Annotated in this window: 14 protein-coding genes; 4 read left to right on the top strand and 10 right to left on the bottom strand. The window is 42.3% G+C overall.

The window, feature by feature from the left end; all coding sequences use genetic code 11:
- Window positions 1-182, top strand: a 182-nt coding sequence (locus tag K245_RS0118345; protein ID WP_027360381.1) for an ATP-binding protein, incomplete at its 5' end; no start/stop codon positions are given.
- A gap of 179 nt (window positions 183-361) precedes the next feature.
- Here the strand turns inward: K245_RS0118345 and K245_RS26945 are convergent.
- The 9 genes from K245_RS26945 to K245_RS0118300 all read right to left on the bottom strand — a co-directional run bounded on the left by K245_RS26945 (window position 362) and on the right by K245_RS0118300 (window position 12,734).
- The gene (locus K245_RS26945; protein WP_027360380.1) at window positions 362-1,786 is read right to left on the bottom strand and encodes a two-component system sensor histidine kinase NtrB; all 1,425 of its coding nucleotides are present in this window, start codon (window positions 1,784-1,786) and stop codon (window positions 362-364) included.
- 51 nt (window positions 1,787-1,837) lie between these two features.
- On the bottom strand, window positions 1,838-2,995 hold the full coding sequence (gene alr / locus K245_RS0118335) for an alanine racemase (RefSeq protein ID WP_198013929.1): 1,158 nt from the start codon (window positions 2,993-2,995) through the stop codon (window positions 1,838-1,840).
- Window positions 2,996-3,301: 306 nt separating this feature from the next.
- Complete coding sequence (locus K245_RS0118330) at window positions 3,302-4,552, bottom strand: thiolase family protein (protein WP_027360378.1); 1,251 nt, start codon at window positions 4,550-4,552, stop codon at window positions 3,302-3,304.
- 221 nt (window positions 4,553-4,773) lie between these two features.
- On the bottom strand, window positions 4,774-5,475 hold the full coding sequence (locus K245_RS0118325) for an anaerobic ribonucleoside-triphosphate reductase activating protein (protein WP_084156418.1): 702 nt from the start codon (window positions 5,473-5,475) through the stop codon (window positions 4,774-4,776).
- Between the two features lie 65 nt (window positions 5,476-5,540).
- On the bottom strand, window positions 5,541-7,631 hold the full coding sequence (locus K245_RS0118320) for a ribonucleoside triphosphate reductase (RefSeq protein ID WP_027360376.1): 2,091 nt from the start codon (window positions 7,629-7,631) through the stop codon (window positions 5,541-5,543).
- A gap of 308 nt (window positions 7,632-7,939) precedes the next feature.
- Window positions 7,940-8,926: an ABC transporter permease gene (locus K245_RS0118315; RefSeq protein ID WP_027360375.1), complete on the bottom strand. Its 987-nt coding sequence runs from the start codon at window positions 8,924-8,926 to the stop codon at window positions 7,940-7,942.
- Entirely contained in the window at window positions 8,926-9,963 is a 1,038-nt protein-coding gene (locus K245_RS0118310) for an ABC transporter permease (RefSeq protein WP_027360374.1), read from the bottom strand. The genes K245_RS0118315 and K245_RS0118310 overlap by 1 nt, the downstream gene beginning before the upstream one ends.
- A 29-nt stretch (window positions 9,964-9,992) precedes the next feature.
- Entirely contained in the window at window positions 9,993-11,456 is a 1,464-nt protein-coding gene (locus tag K245_RS25305) for an ABC transporter ATP-binding protein (RefSeq protein WP_035277562.1), read from the bottom strand.
- A gap of 99 nt (window positions 11,457-11,555) precedes the next feature.
- Window positions 11,556-12,734: a BMP family lipoprotein gene (locus K245_RS0118300; protein WP_027360373.1), complete on the bottom strand. Its 1,179-nt coding sequence runs from the start codon at window positions 12,732-12,734 to the stop codon at window positions 11,556-11,558.
- Window positions 12,735-13,083: 349 nt separating this feature from the next.
- Here K245_RS0118300 and K245_RS0118295 point away from each other — a divergent pair, with 349 nt between their 5' ends.
- Window positions 13,084-13,851 carry an enoyl-CoA hydratase/isomerase family protein gene (locus K245_RS0118295; RefSeq protein WP_027360372.1) on the top strand — a complete coding sequence of 256 codons (768 nt, stop codon included), beginning with the start codon at window positions 13,084-13,086 and terminating at the stop codon, window positions 13,849-13,851.
- A gap of 265 nt (window positions 13,852-14,116) precedes the next feature.
- Window positions 14,117-15,244, top strand: coding sequence for a TolB-like translocation protein (locus K245_RS0118290; RefSeq protein WP_027360371.1), 1,128 nt, complete (start codon window positions 14,117-14,119; stop codon window positions 15,242-15,244).
- Window positions 15,245-15,349: 105 nt separating this feature from the next.
- Here the strand turns inward: K245_RS0118290 and K245_RS0118285 are convergent, their stop codons facing one another.
- On the bottom strand, window positions 15,350-16,507 hold the full coding sequence (locus K245_RS0118285; protein WP_156906842.1) for a hypothetical protein: 1,158 nt from the start codon (window positions 16,505-16,507) through the stop codon (window positions 15,350-15,352).
- A gap of 105 nt (window positions 16,508-16,612) precedes the next feature.
- Between K245_RS0118285 and K245_RS27840 the strand changes: the two genes are divergently transcribed.
- A complete protein-coding gene (locus K245_RS27840; RefSeq protein ID WP_156906718.1) occupies window positions 16,613-16,807 on the top strand; it encodes a hypothetical protein in 195 nt (64 codons plus the stop codon).
- The last annotated feature ends 56 nt before the right edge of the window (window positions 16,808-16,863 follow it).

The following is a 16,863-nucleotide window of genomic DNA, read 5'->3' as shown; positions in this document are numbered from 1 at the left end:
TCACAAGTAATCTTCCCTTTTCCAAATGGGAGCAGATTTTCAAGGATCCCATGACTACCGCCGCTGCCATTGACAGACTTGTACATCATAGCATCATTCTTGAACTTAACTTGCCAAGCTACAGGCTGGAAAAGTCAAAACAGAAAATTAACGAGGAAAAAAGTGAGGAAAATGCGCCTTAAATTAGGAAACTGGATCGGGAATTATAACTGTCGCTGACACGGAAAAATAATTGTCGTTGATCATAAGGGGGCAATGAGTTCTGCCTTGAAATTGGACCTAAAATCAGAGAAAAGAAAAGCATGGTTTCCGTTTCACATACAGTTACATGGATCCTCTGGAGGAAGGCTGCACAGTCAGTCTAAGTCAATCCGTTGATTGAGGAAGGAAGAAAAACACTGATTGAGGTGCCTTTTTCAAGCTCGCTGCTTATCGTTATAAAGCCACCATGATTTCTGATAATGCCGAATGCTGTTGTCAAACCAAGGCCGGTATTTTGACCATTGTCGCTGGTTGTAAAAAAGGGGTTGAATATTCTTCTTTGTGTTATTTCGTCCATTCCGAGACCGGTATCTGTAACACAAATTCTTATATACTCTCCTGGTCTTGCCCTAAATATGCTTGCCCTCTCTTCTGTGCAAACAGTTTTTTCGGTTGTGATTGTCAGTTTGCCGCCGGAAGGCATAGATTGGCAGGAATTTGTCAGAAGATTTAGTAATACATTATCTATCTGGGATACATCACAATTTGCATGACAGTCTTCGGATGTTAAAGATAAAATGAGCTCAACATCTGGTCTGGTACTTATAAAACCGGCCGCATTCCTTCTGAGAAGTGAGTTGATATCAACGATGGAAAGACAGGAAAAACCAACATCTGAAAAAGAGAAACCAAGCATCTGCTTTGTAAGTGAGGCGCCTCTTTCTACCTGCTCCTCTATGCGTTTTAAATATTCATAGTTTTTGGATTCACTGTTCATGTCGAGCTGCAACAAAGACAAATAGCCCTGAATGCTCATCAAAAGATTGTTAAAATCATGGGCAATACCACCCGCCATTGTTGCAACAGCTTCAAATCTTTGTGCCTGCTGTAGCTGTTCTGAAAGAATGCGCTTCTCATTTTCAGCGTTGATTCTTGCTGACGCGTCTCTACAGATGCCTCTGAAACCAAGCGGAAACCCTGTTTCGTCCTTCAGGAGCCCTGACGAAACCTCAAAAATGGCTGTGGAACCATCTTTTTTTATAACTTCAAAATTTGATATTTTTGATGGTTTACCTGTTCTGAATATTTCGCTGTAAACTGCAAAAAGCTGATCTGCTGTTGCCTGTGTAGTATATGTTCTGAAGTTGAGACCATACAGTTCATTTCTTGATATGCCGGTAATCTCCGCAATGCACTCATTGCAGTAAGTCAGATTGCCTTTTATGTCGAGTTCGAAATAGCCTTCTTCAAAATTTTCAAAAATATCGTGATATATTTTAAGAATGTTTTCACATTTATTGCTTTTGGCTTCTTTAAGCAAAAAAACAGAGGCTATCTCATGGTTGGATGTCAGCACAGGAAAATAGAAAAGCATTTTATTATCATTAAGATATTTTCTTGATGTTGAAAAATCATCTCCTGAATTGCTGAATTGGAAGAGTACTTCATCAACAAAATTCTTAATGCACGAGTCAGTATACTCATTAAGCCAGCCAGCCGTGGATACCAGGAGCTGTCTGTTTGAGTCAAATATGGCCGCAGCAATTGAAGCTTCAGACATCAGAATATCAATAATTCCATTCATCAGTTTAATATCCGTAAACAAAGGTGAAGGGCTGGGAAATATCATAAAAAATCAAAACCTGATGCCGTTTCTTTTATAAATCTTGTGAACTCTGCTGGTCAAGCCGCAAACTATTTCATAGTTAATTGTGCCTGAAAGGCGTGCAAGCTCATTTGCCGATACTTCAGAATCAAATTGCTTTCCAAAAACGACGACTTCATCTCCAATTTTAGCATCAGGAACATCTGTGACATCAATCATTGTGAGATCCATGCACACTCTTCCAGCCACAGGGACTTTTTTCCCCCTGACAAGCATGTGGGCCCGTGAAGAAAAAAGCCGACTATAGCTGTCTGCGTAACCAACCGGGACAGTAGCAATGAGCCTTTCTGAGTCAGATTTCCATGTGGAGCCATAGCTTACCAGAAAATTTTTTGGAATTATTTTGAGATGTATAATCCTGCTTTTAAGAGACATCGCCGGAATTATATCAAGATCAATACTGGGATCTGCAAATGGGCTGAGGCCGTAAAAAGCTATCCCTGCTCTAACCATATCCAGGTGTGTGGAAGGATGTCTGAAAATAGCGGCACTGTTTGAAGCGTGTCTGATTGGAAATGCAACCCCATTTGATTCGAGCTTAGAGAGCAGGCGAATGAATGTACTATGCTGTGATTCTGTATATGACGTGTCCGGCTCATCTGAGGTCGCAAAATGTGTGAATATCCCTTCAAAAAATATATTTGGGAGTTTAGCTGTTTGCTTTATCGCCTCAACATCTTTTTCCCCAAAGTCCCAAAAATTATGCTCGGTTGAAAATTCTGAGGGAAGAAGTCCAATACGCCCCATCCCTGTGTCGATTTTAAGATGGGCCCTGACTCTGCGATTCTCTCTTACAGCAATATCTGAAATTCTTTTTGCTGTTTCATGACTTGCTACCGTTATTGTAAGGTCATTTTCAGCTGCAAGAATTACATCATCCTGACCAGCCGGACAGAATACAAGAATGGGTATGGTTATACCTTCCTGTCTGAGTCGTATACCTTCTTCAATTCTTGCAACCCCTAAAAAATCAGCACCAATTGATTGTGCGTGTCTTGATACCTCAACGGCTCCATGCCCATAGGCATCGGCCTTGACAACAGCCATAAATTTAACGCCAGGGCTGAGCCTGGCTTTCACTTTTTTTATGTTATGGCTTATTGCGTCAAGATCAATCTCAGCGAACAAGCAGGGATCTTTTTGTATGTTTGATGATAGCATGAAGTTCTTTATCTGAAATGCTGAAAAAACACTGAATAAATAATAATTTGGCCATCTTCTTCATAATTGATGAGGGGCTTTGCGTAAAGATAAAACTGAATAAAAACAATAAAAAGGCAGCGCTTTTTAACAAAAAGCGCTGCCTGTAAAAAACTTAAATATGATTGAGTCGCAAAAAGTCTAAAATTGGCTTAAGCGTCATGCCGGACTTGATCCGGCATACATTAATTTCAGCCACTTCTGGATTCCGGCCTGCGCCGGAATGCCGGACGACTAAATCAGTTCGATGGCACATGCCATGGCGACACCACCACCACCGCAGAGAGTAGCAAGACCAAGTGATTTATTGCGTTTTTTGAGTGCGTGCAGAAGGGTGACAACAATTCTTGCTCCAGTTGAGCCAACCGGATGTCCAAGCCCGATGCCTGATCCGTTGACATTGGTTTTGTCAGGATCGAGGCCAAGCTGGCGCTCGCAAGCAATATATTGCGCTGCAAAAGCCTCATTTACTTCCACAAGATCAAAGTCGTTTATCTTGAGTCCGCTTCTTTTCTTGAGATCATCCACAGCAGGAACAGGAGAAAGTCCCATTACCGCAGGGTGGCATCCGCCCATACCAACAGCCTTGATTCTTGCAAGCGGCTTAAGGCCTAATTCTTTTGCCTTGTCAGCTGACATGAGGATGAGGCCTGTTGAACCGTCATTGAGACCACTCGCGTTTCCAGCGGTAACTTTTCCTATTTTAGGAACAAATGCCGGAGGCATATTTTCAATATCAGCCACAGTCAGTCCGGCTTTGAAATGTTCGTCTTTCTCAAACATTATTGAAGGCTTTTTTCTCTGCTTGATTTCAACGGGAACTATTTCATCAGCAAAATCACCTTCCTTGGTGGCTCTTTCTGCCCTGTTGTTGCTTCTTACCGCAACTTCATCCATTTCTTTTCTTTCAATTCCGAGATGCTGAGCCACAAATTCTGCTGTATGACCCATTATGTATGGTTTGCCTTTGAACATGCTGAGAGGTGCTTCTTCAGCATTCACAGGGCCGGTTTCAGGATGAGGAATAATATGAGAGCCGCAGTGGAGTCCGCGGATAAGAGCATCAACCATCTGGCTGTCCTGGAGTCTTGCGCCCCAACGAGCAGCAGGAAGAACATAAGGAACGCTTGTCATATGTTCCATTCCGCCTGCGAGTATTACATCTGACATGCCTGCCTGGATCATTGCCATACTTGAAATGATGGACTCCATGCCTGAAATGCAGACTCTGTTGATGGTAACGGCAGGTACGGTATCCGGGATTCCGGCAAGAAGTGCGCTGATTCTTGCAACATTAAGAGCATCTGTCGGGCCCATGCAGCAGCCATAACGGACGTCATCAATTATCGCGGGATCAATACCTGCTCGCCTTACAGCTTCCTTCATTGTGACGCTTCCAAGCTCGGCACAGTTGATATCTTTAAGGCTTCCACCAAAGCCGCCGATGGCTGTACGGCATGCAGATACTATAACTACGTCTTTCATCAAAGCACCTCTCAGTAAATTAAGTTTTATGATTTTGCTTGTAAACAAGCGTTTTTATAAATAAGCATATTTTCTTTTATTTACACTTACAACATCTGTCAAAGCATAAATATTGATTTTTGAGAAGATTAACAAAGTTCATTGGGATAAGAAATAGTGCGAAAGACGTATGATGGTATTTGGCTCCTACGCACCATGGATACTTTTTCCTCCAGAGAGAATTATCTTTTGATAAGCTTGGCTACGTGGGGCGCTATGATGGACGCCATTCTGTCAAATTCTTCATTGTCCATTTCATTTGCAGTATCCTTCATATAGTTTTGATCAAGCCCGCTTTTTTTTGATAATTTTTGAACAGCATAAACAGGTGCGCCCTTCACAAGGCGGGCTATTTCTTTGGCTATTTCTTCGGAAATAAAAGGCTTTGCGCACGTTGTTCTGAATTCATACGGGATGCGTCCCTTTTTTAAAACAGAGATACTTTTCAAAATCTCTTCGGAATAGTCATGGGCAGAAAGAAGCGGAACATATGATTTGGGCAGAGTCTTGATGTCCATTGCAACATAGTCAACAAGGCCAGCTTCGATGAGATTTGCAAGGATATCAGGTCTTGTTCCGTTTGTGTCCATTTTAACCGAATAACCAAGGAGCTTCACTTTTTTTGCAAAATAAGCAAGTTCGCTTTGAAGAGTCGGCTCTCCGCCGGTTATTACAACTCCGTCTATTAATCCCTTTCTTTGTTCAAGAAATGACAGAACGGAATATTCACTGACTTCCAGAGAGCTTTCCGGTTTATACCTTATTAAATCAGGATTGTGGCAGTAGGGGCATTTCAGGTTGCAACCATATGTGAAGACCACGCTGCTGATTTTACCTGGATAATCTATGAAAGAGTTTTTAAGAAATCCACCGAAAAGCATCATTACCTCTTAAAATAAAACAGCGCGCTTTTAAGGCGCGCTGTTTTATTTATCAATTCAGAATTATATTAAGAAACCTTGAATGTCTTTCTCATGGAAAACTCAATCTGTTTGCCGTTATTCCACTGGTTGACAGGCCTTAGATACCCGACAACCCTTGAGTAAACTTCAGTTTCTGTTGAGCATACGGAGCAACAGGTTTCTTCTCCCGCTATATATCCGTGGGATGGGCATACGCTGAATGTCGGTGTCACGGTAAAATATGGTAGCCTGTAGTTGGACGCTATTTTCTTAACAAGATTCTTGGTTGTTTCAATGTCAGATATCTCTTCTCCGAGAAAGACATGAATTACAGTACCACCTGTGTATCTTGTCTGAAGTTCATCCTGAAGATCCAGGGCTTCGAATATATCATCAGTGTAGTTTACGGGCAGATGGGTCGAATTCGTATAAAAAGGATCGCCGCCGTTTTTGAATTCTTCTTCATTGGCGCATATAATTCCAGGGAATCTCTGCTTGTCGAGCATTGCCAGACGATATGAAGTTCCTTCAGCAGGGGTGGCTTCGAGGTTGAAAAGATCGCCCGTGTTTTCCTGAATCTGCTCGAGACGGGTTCGTATGTGTTCCATAACCCTCATGGCAAAGTCATGTCCCTTTTTAGTGGAGATATCCGCATCAAAAAAGTTCAGACATGCTTCATTCATGCCGTTAATGCCTATGGTGGAGAAATGGTTCTTCCAGTATATCCCGAATTTTTCCTTGATATCCCTGAGATAAAATTTTGTATAGGGATATAGATTGCCGTCCGTAAATTTTTCAAGAACCTTTCTTTTGATTGAAAGGCTGTCTTCGGCAATGCTGATAAGATCGTCAAGACGCTTGAAAAACTCTTCTTCAGTATTTGCAAGGTAGCCGATTCGCGGCAGATTTATTGTTACAACGCCTATAGATCCTGTAAGGGGATTCGCGCCAAAAAGACCACCGCCTCTTTTCATCAGCTCTCTGTTATCAAGCCTGAGACGACAACACATGGATCTTGCATCTTCAGGAGACATGCCTGAATTGATGAAATTTGAAAAATAAGGAATTCCGTATTTGCCGGTCATCTTCCATACTGGATCAAGATTTGGGTTATCCCAGTCAAAATCCTCGGTTACATTGTAGGTCGGAATCGGAAATGTAAAAACGCGGCCTTTTGCGTCACCTTCCATCATGACCTCAGCAAATGCCCTGTTTATCAAATCCATTTCAGGCTGATAATCAGCATAAACCGTATCCTGGATCTTTCCGCCTATAATGACCGGAGAATCCTTCAAAGTGGAAGGCACATTCAGATCCATGGTTATGTTTGTGAAAGGAGTCTGAAAACCGACTCTTGTTGGAATATTTATGTTGAATATGAATTCCTGAAGAGCCTGCTTCACGTCTTTATACGAAAGATTATCGTACCTGATAAAAGGAGCAAGCAGGGTGTCAAAATTTGAAACAGCCTGGGCACCAGCAGCCTCTCCCTGAAGCGTATAAAAGAAGTTTACAAGCTGGCCAAGCGCTGAACGGAAATGCTTAGGAGGCGAACTCTCAACTTTTCCAGCCACTCCTTTAAAACCCTGGGACAGAAGATCCTGAAGATCCCAGCCCACACAGTACACCGAAAGAAGGCTAAGGTCATGAAGATGAATATCTCCGTCTTTGTGCGCCTTTCTTATGGTCGGAGTGTAGATTCTGTTAAGCCAATATTCCGCAGTAATATCTGAAGAAATATAATTGTTCAGACCCTGAAGAGAATAGCTCATATTGCTGTTTTCTTTTATTTTCCAGTCCATCTTACCGATGTAGCTGTCAACAAGATCAGCGCTTATTTTTGTGGTAATATTTCTAATCTGGGTTCTCTGCTCGCGGTAGAGAATATACGCCTTGGCTGTTTTATGGAAAACAGAGTCAAGGAGAACCCATTCAACGATATCCTGTACGTCTTCAACGCCCGGAGTGTCGCCAAGACGCATTTCCTTGACAAGTGTCAGAACGCGCAGGGTTAGCTTTTTTGCCTCTCTGTCGGCAAATTCTCCACTGGCTTTGCCAGCTTCAAGGATGGCTCTTGTAATCTTTGATGAGTCGAAGTCTACTATCTGGCCATTGCGTTTTTTGATCTTTTCAAACAAGGAAACACCTCTTCTTGCTTTTTTGAATATTAGTATCCAGGCCGTACAAGGGGATTATTAATCTGCTTGGCGAACATTTACAGCCTGCAATTTATTGCGGTTATTGATTTGAACTTAAAATAGTCAATATATGGTAATGTGTCAACATAAAAAACCAATATATTGTGTATTTAGTATTTGGACCGGGCCTGGCAAAAAACCAAGAAAAATCAAGGCATAAACGCTTTTTGAGTCAAAACTGGCAAGTCGTTACCATATTACAACACACTATATATTGTGGCACTTGCAGAAAAACCACCAACTTCAAGCTAATAGATATCGGGCTTATATGGTTTCCCAAGAGAAGTTGGAGCATCTCCTGACAATTTTGAAAGCAGTTTTTTTAGAACAGGCCTGTCCTCGGCCCAAGCCGAAATCGCTTCATTTTTCGGAAGATTGATGATGATAAGTGTGAAAATCATGAGCGGAAACGGAGCCACCTGGAAAACCTGGGCAGGAATGCCCGGAAACCATCCCTGGAACTGAATGCCCAAAACCTGAAGCAGCGAGAAAAAATATGCTCCGGCTGCAGCCTTAACTGGATTCCATCCTCCGAAAATAACAAGGGCAAGGGCGATCCAGCCCGTGCCTTCGCATCCCTGGGGTTGTCCCCAACCTGCTTTTACTGCAAGGGAAAATGAAGCGCCGGCAAGCCCTGTGAATATGCCTCCAGCAGCAGAACACAGAAGCTGGATCTTTCTTGGATCAAAACCTCTGACAAGGGCCGCCCGTGGCTCTTCGCCAACGGCTCTAAGCTTAAGTCCGGGTCTTGTTTTGTAGATGAACATCCATACTACAAAAATGGAAAATAGACCGAGGTAAACCGTAACATTATGATTAAATAGGACATCGCCTATAAAAGGAATATCCTTCAGAAACGGCAAAGGAAGATGAGGCGCCTGCGGCCCCTGGATTCTTGAGAACGGTGATCCGATGAAATACGCGAGGTCTCTTGTCATCAGCGCAAGTACAAATCCGACCGCCACCTGGGACTGACCGAGATAAACGCTGAAAAAAGCCACGACTATTGAAACAGCGGCTCCTGCAAGGGCCGCTGCAGCGAATCCGGCAAATATACTTCCAGTGGTGCTCGCAACAGCAAAGGCGACCATGGCAGATAAAAGAATTCCACCGTCCAGAGACAGATTTATCACCCCGGCTTTTTCAGTTATTGTTTCACCTATGGCAGCAAGGACAACTGGCGCAGCACCAGCAACCACCATTGAAAGAAGTATGACAATATCAAAACTGTTCATTACACCTTTTCCTTATTCAATTTCCAGGCATGCCAAGCTTGTACCGCGAGGGTTGAAAGCACCAAGGCTCCCTGTATAACACCTGCGAGGGACGAATCAATCTTCATGACCATTGGAAGCTGTATTGCACCAACATTCAGACATGCAAAGAAGAATGCCACAAATGGAGAAACCCAGGGACTGAAATTTGAGACCATGACCACAAGAAGGGCAAGATATCCGTATCTGCTTGAAATTGTTGGAATGAGGCTGTGATAAACGCCCGTGACCTGAAAAAATCCCGCAAGACCGGCAAAACCGCCTGCAAGGAGCATGGCAAGAAGCATATATGCAGAAATATTTATTCTGTACATATGAGCAGCTCCTGGATTGCATCCCATTGCCTTTAGTTTCAGACCGGCCCTCGTATATATAAGGAATACGGCGGTAAAAATAATGGCTGCAACTGTTCCGGCAAGGCTTATCGGAGAAATTCTGAAAAATGCGGAAAAAGGAAGCCAGAACTCCTGGGGAAGCATTTCTGTTCCGCTCATTGACGCTATCCCCGGCCTTTTCCATGGCCCAAAAATAAGCCACAATATGAGCCCCTGGGCCACAAAATTCATGCCCAGGCCAGCGAATATTTCATTCACTCCGCTTTTTATTTTAAGGTATCCAGAAACAAAAGCCCATACAGCGCCGCCGATAACCGCAGCCAAAGCCGCAGCAGTCATCATGAGCAAGGGATTGGCCGCCGTCATGTCCAATCTGAACACCGCCGTTGCGGCAATGGCACCCATCACCACCTGCCCTTCAACGCCTATATTCCATAATCCAATGCGGAAGGTGTAAAGAAGACCGCACGCGCAAAGGGTCATGGGAATCCAGGCCTGAATCACCTGTCCAAGCTTTGCCTTTGATCCCAGCGAGCCTTTGAAAATCTGGATATAGGTCTCAAGGGCAGGCGCGCCTGAAAGAATTATCACAATTGTTGTGAACGCAATTGCAAGGGCTATGGTGATCAGAGATTCTTTTATTTTTTCAGCTTTTTCATTCATTTAAATATTCCGTCTTATTTATTTCCGGCTCATATTTTTCCGGCAATGGCCTTTCCGATTTCCTGGGATGACGCTCCATCGGTCTGAACATCCATTATAATTTTCCCGTCAAAAAAGACCATAACTCTTGAGCTTATGCTCATGATTTCGTCTATTTCAGGCGAAGAAAAAGCAATGGCCGTCCCCGTGCTTCTTGCGTATTCAGTCAGGATTGACCAGACCCAGTTGGCGGATTCCACATCAAGACCCCTCGTGGGATTCTCAAGGAGCAGAAGCTTTGGCGTATCCGGAAGAAGTGACAGCATGAATCTCTGCTGGTTGCCGCCTGAAAGCGATTCAACAAGGGAGGCTGGATTGCCCTTGATTCTGAATTTTCGGATTTTCTCATGGGCATCTTCGTTTGCCGACTTTTTATTGATAAATACAGAATTCCCGGCTCCGTTGAGGGCGCAGTGCTCTTCAATGGACATCCCCGGTATCAGACTCTCTACAAGCCTGTTTGTCGGCAAAAAAGAAATGCCTGCGTCCTTGAACTCGGAAACTTTTTTTCCTGTAAGGTTTTTTCCATCAATTGAAATTCCACCCTTGAAAACTTTTTTGACTCCTGAAACAGCCCTTAAGAATAATTCCTGACCGCTTCCCTCAAGCCCCGCAAGACCGACGATCTCACCCGAATTGATGGTCATTGTACAGCCTTTGAGTCCGGTTCTTCCACCAGAAGCATGGATATCTGCCACAGAAAGAATTTCTTTTGTTGAATTGACAGCAGGCTTTGGAGGAAGAGACGGCAGCGCCTCAAACATCATTGCAAGAATACCGGAAGTATCAAAAGGAGCTTCCATTTCACCGCTAATTCGTCCTTCACGCAGAACAGTCACCCTGTCGCAGAGAGCTTCAACATCCTCAAGTTTATGGGATACTATGACTATGCTGTCGCCCTGTCCAGCCAGCTTCTTCAGAGCGTCAAAAAGAACTGCTTTCTGTTCGTTTGATATTCCCGTAGTCGGTTCATCAAGTATTATTGTCCTGGCTCCAGATGAAATAAGCCTTACCATTTCAAGCTGCTGTCTTTCTCCCACAGTCAAAAGCCTTAGCTGCTTGGAAGGATCAATATTGAATCCAAGATTCCTGCATATTTCAGAAAACTGGTTTTTCTTTTTTGACACAGACAGAAAAAAGCCGTGATCCTGACCAAGTATGAAATTTTCAAGAACAGAAAGCTGGGGAAAATCCATGGGATCCTGATAAAGCATGCCAATACCCATTGCGGCGGCATCAGCAGGCTTCAAAAAATCTGCGTCTTTTCCGTCGACAATGATAGTGCCGCCTGATTTACGGATATAACCTGAAAGGATTTTCATCAGTGTGCTTTTACCGGCACCGTTTTCACCCAGAAGACCGTGTATGGACCCTTCCTGAATAGAAAAGGTTATGCCGTTATTGGCTTTAACCTTGCCGTAAATCTTGCTTATATCTTTAAGGTCTATTCGCATGTGCTCACTGTTTTCTAAAAATATTCAGGCTGCATTCAGGATAACCCGATGCAGCCTGTATTAATTTTTTTGAGGGCGGATTCTTTTAATCCCACCAGATTATTTCGCGCTGCTCTGGCCTGTCATGCCCTGAAGCATCTGTGGCATATACCAGAGTTTTTTATCCTCAGCCTTTTCTCCATCTTTAAGAAAAACTGTTCCATCCTGGAAATTGAGAGGACCCTTGAAAAGATCCACTGCACCTGCTCCAAGATCCTTGGTGAACTTGTCCAGCGCCTTTGAAGCTTCGGGCGACAGGGCCGCACCGCCAGCATAACCTATGGTCGAGGTTTCAGGATTGTTTATGTTTGCCCAGTCCGGGCCTGCCCATACCCATTCCTGCTTCCATGTGCCCTTCATGGCCATTTCCGCAAAATAAAGCATCTTGGGGCCCCAATTATAATAAGGAACGCCAAGGCAGGATTCAGGAGCCGAAGAGCAAGCCCCCTTGAAATCGTATGGAATTGCCCACGCCTGCTTGCCTTCTTTTCTCTTCTGGCTTGCCACAGTAAGTGCTTCTGTTGTGTCTATCCCTGAAATCACGACATCAGAGCCTGATGAAAAGAAGTTCTGGCTAACCTGGGTCGGATCTGCGGTTACTCCCGGAATATTGAACCAGAAGCCTATCCATTTAACATCGAATGAAAGATCCTTTGGATTCTTTTTGAGAACATTTTCCCATGCGTATTTTGCACCAAGATAACATGCAGAGGCAAGGCGTCTTGTCTCTTCATTCACAAGCGGCCCAAGATATCCTATTTTGCCTGTTTTGGTTGTCATGGCCGCGCTGAAACCTGCCATCATTGCTCCGTATTCCATTTTGCCCATGAGATTGCTTAAGTTTTTCGGGGCTTTTCCAGTCATTACGTCATCACCGGAAATATGCAGAAAATAAACATCAGGATGCATCTTAGCTGCTTCACGAACGCCATCTTTCATGTCATCAGAATTGGCAACAATGAATTTTGCGCCCTTTTCCACCATGTCATCAACAAGCTGGGGGATCGTAACTCCCGGCCTGTCAGCAGGATTGACCTTGTCTATATAAATCATCTTTGCGCCGGGAATTTTCTTTTCAATATACTGTCCAGCCTCATGGTGAGCCTGACTCCAGCCGTGATCATTGTAAGGCCCGACCATCAAAATACCAAATGTGAACGATTTGTCAGCAGCCACTGCGTTTCCAGCTAAAAAAAGTAGAATAGCAGAAGCAAGCCACAGAAGTTTTTTCCTGAGCATAATTTTACCTTTCCATAATTTGTGCATTAAATAAACCAAGATGGCCCCTCAATCCATGTCCATGTAACAAGAAACTTAAAAGCCATGTTTTTTAAGAAAACAGTAATTATTGCTTGTCAAATACAAAGGCAGTGTTTCTGTTCACTGACCTCAGACGCATATTAGATTCTGCCTTTAGGCGGGTCAAGATCAAATAATACTAATTTGTTCAAAGACTTTCGTTTCCATTATAAGTTCCAAAGGAACAAAAACCTTGACAATGTATGGGCTGTCTCTTTAGAGAAATTGACATTCTATTTTTAAAACATAAAATTCTTCATTCAAGTCTGAAATTAACTCTGGAGGATCCATGATTACAAAAACAATTGAAGATAATATTATCATCGCGACAATTGAGAACGGGAAATACAATTCAATCACCCTTGAAGCGCTTAGAGCCCTTAAGGGCATGATAGACGAAGTAAATAACACCGAAGAAATCAAAGGCCTTATTCTGACCGGTGCCGGCGGTTTCTTTTCAAGCGGATTCGATCTTCCCATGTTTCTTGGCTACAAGGATGTAAAAAGCGTGGTCGGTTTTTTTGAAGAAGAAGAACCAATCCTTCTTGATTATTTCACGTGCAAGAAGCCTGTTGTGTGCGCCATGAACGGACACACCGCAGCAATGGGAATGATCCTTGCCATGGCTTCTGACTACAGAATCGTAGTAAACAAGCCAAAGGTCAAGGTGGGCATGAGCGAGATAAAGATCGGACTTCCGCTTGCGCCAGTCATGAACGAAGTCATGCGTTTCGGTCTCGATACAGACAAGAAATTCAGGGATGTGATGTATTTCGGGAACATGATGAGCCCTGATGCAGCCAAGGAAATGGGGCTTGTTGACGAGATAGTCGAGCCTGATCAGCTCATTTCAAGGGCCAAAGAAATAGTCAAGATGTGGATAGACACTCCGGGAAGACCATTCATCGCCATGAAGTACATGCTCAAGAGCGAGAGTGCTGACAGAATAAGAACCGATCTTGCCACAAAACCCTGGAGAGAAGGGTTCGAATGCTTCTTTCACAAGGATGTAAGGGGCGCCCTTGAATTTACACATATGATGATGACCGCGAAATAATCTGCCTTAATGGGAGGCTGACCAAGGCCTCCCTTTGCAAACAATGGCCTCGGGCCGGTCGTTTTTTTGTAAAAAACTTCGAAAAAAGCTTTATGGATTCATTTTTTAAAAATACCCGGTGAATCAATCCTTTCTTTTATCCTTTCAATGTTTTAAAAAAGAATTATGATTTTTCAAAGCGAATGACGACACCTTCAGAAACATCCAATTTTCTGCTTTAAAATAGTTTCTGCAATACTAAAACTCCACAGGAGCTTGCAAACCCATGAAAATAATAAGAAATGGTGAAATTGTTGTTCTCAGCAATGGGCAGGCCGCAGTTTTTCAAAGCGATTTTGCGCTTAGAAAAGTCGAGTCCGAGCAAAAAACAATGGAAAACAACTCATGGAAAATCGGCGACGGCGCAAGCGATGAGAATGCAATGATTCCAAGATCCATGCTCTGGGGAGGACGCCAGAAATGCGTGGCTCCTGTAAAGCCAAAGATTAATTTTGTCCAGGAGCTTAAAGGCAGAAGATATTATGTAATGGAAATGACCAGATCAAAGGGGCTGTTTTATTATCTCAAGGACGAAGACAAGGAAATCAGGCTCTTTCACAAAGAGGAATTTGATCCCCGCGGAATCCATATAATGGACAATTTTGATATCCTGACCACCTCAACCAATGCCGATGGATCAGTATATATAGCCCTCATGGACGAACACGGAAGAATAAGACAGCAGATAACTTCCGGAGACTGCGTTGATGAAAATCCTTTTTATGCTGACGGAAAAATTTATTACCAGAGCAAGGGGATTGCAAGAGATCAACATGGCCAGATAGCGGCTTTTTCAAATTCAGCAATCTATATGCTTGATCTGAAAACAGCAGAAATCAAGATCATTCTATCAGATGAAAAATACGATTTTATTCTTCCAAAGGTTGATAATGCTGGAAATGTCTTCTGCATAAGAACTCCATTCAAGAATCCCATGGAATACGGCCCTGTGACCTTCATAAAGGATGTGCTTCTTTTTCCTTTCAGACTTCTGATGGCGCTTTTTGCCTTTCTGAATGCCTTTTCCCTTTTCTTTACAAAAAAACCGCTTAAGACATCCACAGACACCGGACACGCTAAAAGTGAAATGGATATGTCAAAAAGAATAATCCATGACAAGCTTCTGGATATTCAGGAAAATTTAAAAAGGGAAGGCAAGAAAGTCGTGGCTCCAAAGGACTGGAAACTGATCAGATTCTTCAAGGGCGAAATCGAAGAGATTGCCTCAAACGTTCTTTGCTTTGATATCAAGGACAACGGCGAGCCTGTTTTCAGCGATGGTTTTGCAGTATATGACATGAAGGAAAATCAGATTTTCAGGAGTGAGGAGATTATTACCTATATTTCTGTTTAATTTTTTGTAGGGTGAATGACGCTTTTTCAATCACGTTCTCATTCAACAAAAGTGCTGGAGGTACTCATGTTCTCTAAATAGCTATCTTATTGATTGAAAGTCACTTTAATCAATATTTAGAGTAAATGTCGGAATATTCTTAAGCAAAATAATATGTTTATTATTTTCTTGAATGTTCTCTATCTCAAAAAAAACAGCCTTGAATTTGTTCTCGTCTGAAAGAACACCTCTAAAATTATAGCAATTATTACCTACTATTCTTTTTGGTATAATAATTTTCTTCTTAAGTATAAAATCCTGAGTTAATTGGTATATGTTAAAAGTCTTTTCATCAGACGACTCAGAAGACGTTGTTAGAATGAAATAATGATCCTCATAAAAATACAAACTCTCTATTCTTTCTTCATTAGATCTGAATCTTATTGCTTTTGATGATCCTGCATTCGAAAATTTAATGAGAGTATTCGTCCTCATAGAATCATAAATTATTCCTTCACCGGTTTTTTCAAGATAGTTTTCAATGGATATGAACCGAATAGCTGGGTCAGTAGTTGAATAGCCATTATTCTTTATTGCAATATTTGGATTGAAATTGGAGGCGAGGTATTTGGTAAATTCATCTTCGGTGAATTTGATGTTTTTTGTTTCTCTAATTATTTCATTTTGTTCAACTGCTTTTATTGCTTTGCTTGGCAAATAAGACTTAGATATGTATATGGCATCACTAAAAAATAATTCTATTGGGTTGTCGAATCTTCTATCCGAACCTTTTTTGAATATTAGATCCCATAAAAGGTTGTTATTGACTAAAGCTAAAACAGTTTTTCTGAAACAGAGCTTTTCCGCTTGATCTCTATCACTATAATCAAGTTCTCCATATTCATATGGAAATCCTGTACGGAAATATCTTTTAAATGTCGCTGTAATTTGATTTTTCTCATAAATACTAATATCCAAAGTTGTTGTATATTTATTCACATCAGCTTTGCATGAAATCTCGTAATCTGATGCAGTATTTTTTAGCTGCGCCCCTTCTTTTAAAAGAAAATTTTCAATATTAAATGAAACCATCGGTGGGTTTATATTAAAATAACACATACACCCTTCATCTCCGCCGATCTCGTATGTATTCAGGTAAAACTTTTTCAGTTTTATTGTTGGCGAATTAGTCGAAACATTAAAAAAAACTGAGGGATTCATTTCAATCTTTTTATTTATGATTGTCTTATTTTTCCATACCAATACAACCTGATCATAAATCATATAAGGAATTCTTATATTTAGATACAACACCAAGGAAATAATAAAAAAAACGACTATTCTTTTTTTTATATTTTGTTTGCCCGGCAAAGCCGTGCCCCCGTCTGTTTGAAAGAAAGCAGAGATACCCCGTCCGAGGGGAAATCAATCCGAATCGCAAGGGCGCTACTGGTAACGGTAGGGTTTGAAGGAAGCGACAGGAAGAGAATGGTACATAGCGAAAGCGAACCTGATACGGCTCGTGCAGAGGGTCAGGCTGCAAAATATGGCGAAGCCCGGTACTCGGACAGACTGCACGAGTGATTGAGGATGTGATTATTCTCAGGGAGCGGAAATTAACCGGGGAAGCCCTGTAGGGT

Source organism: Desulforegula conservatrix Mb1Pa (assembly GCF_000426225.1).
GTDB lineage: Bacteria > Desulfobacterota > Desulfobacteria > Desulfobacterales > Desulforegulaceae > Desulforegula > Desulforegula conservatrix.
The sequence above is the reverse complement of the archived record's forward strand: the minus strand, read 5'-3'. Positions and strand labels throughout refer to the sequence as shown.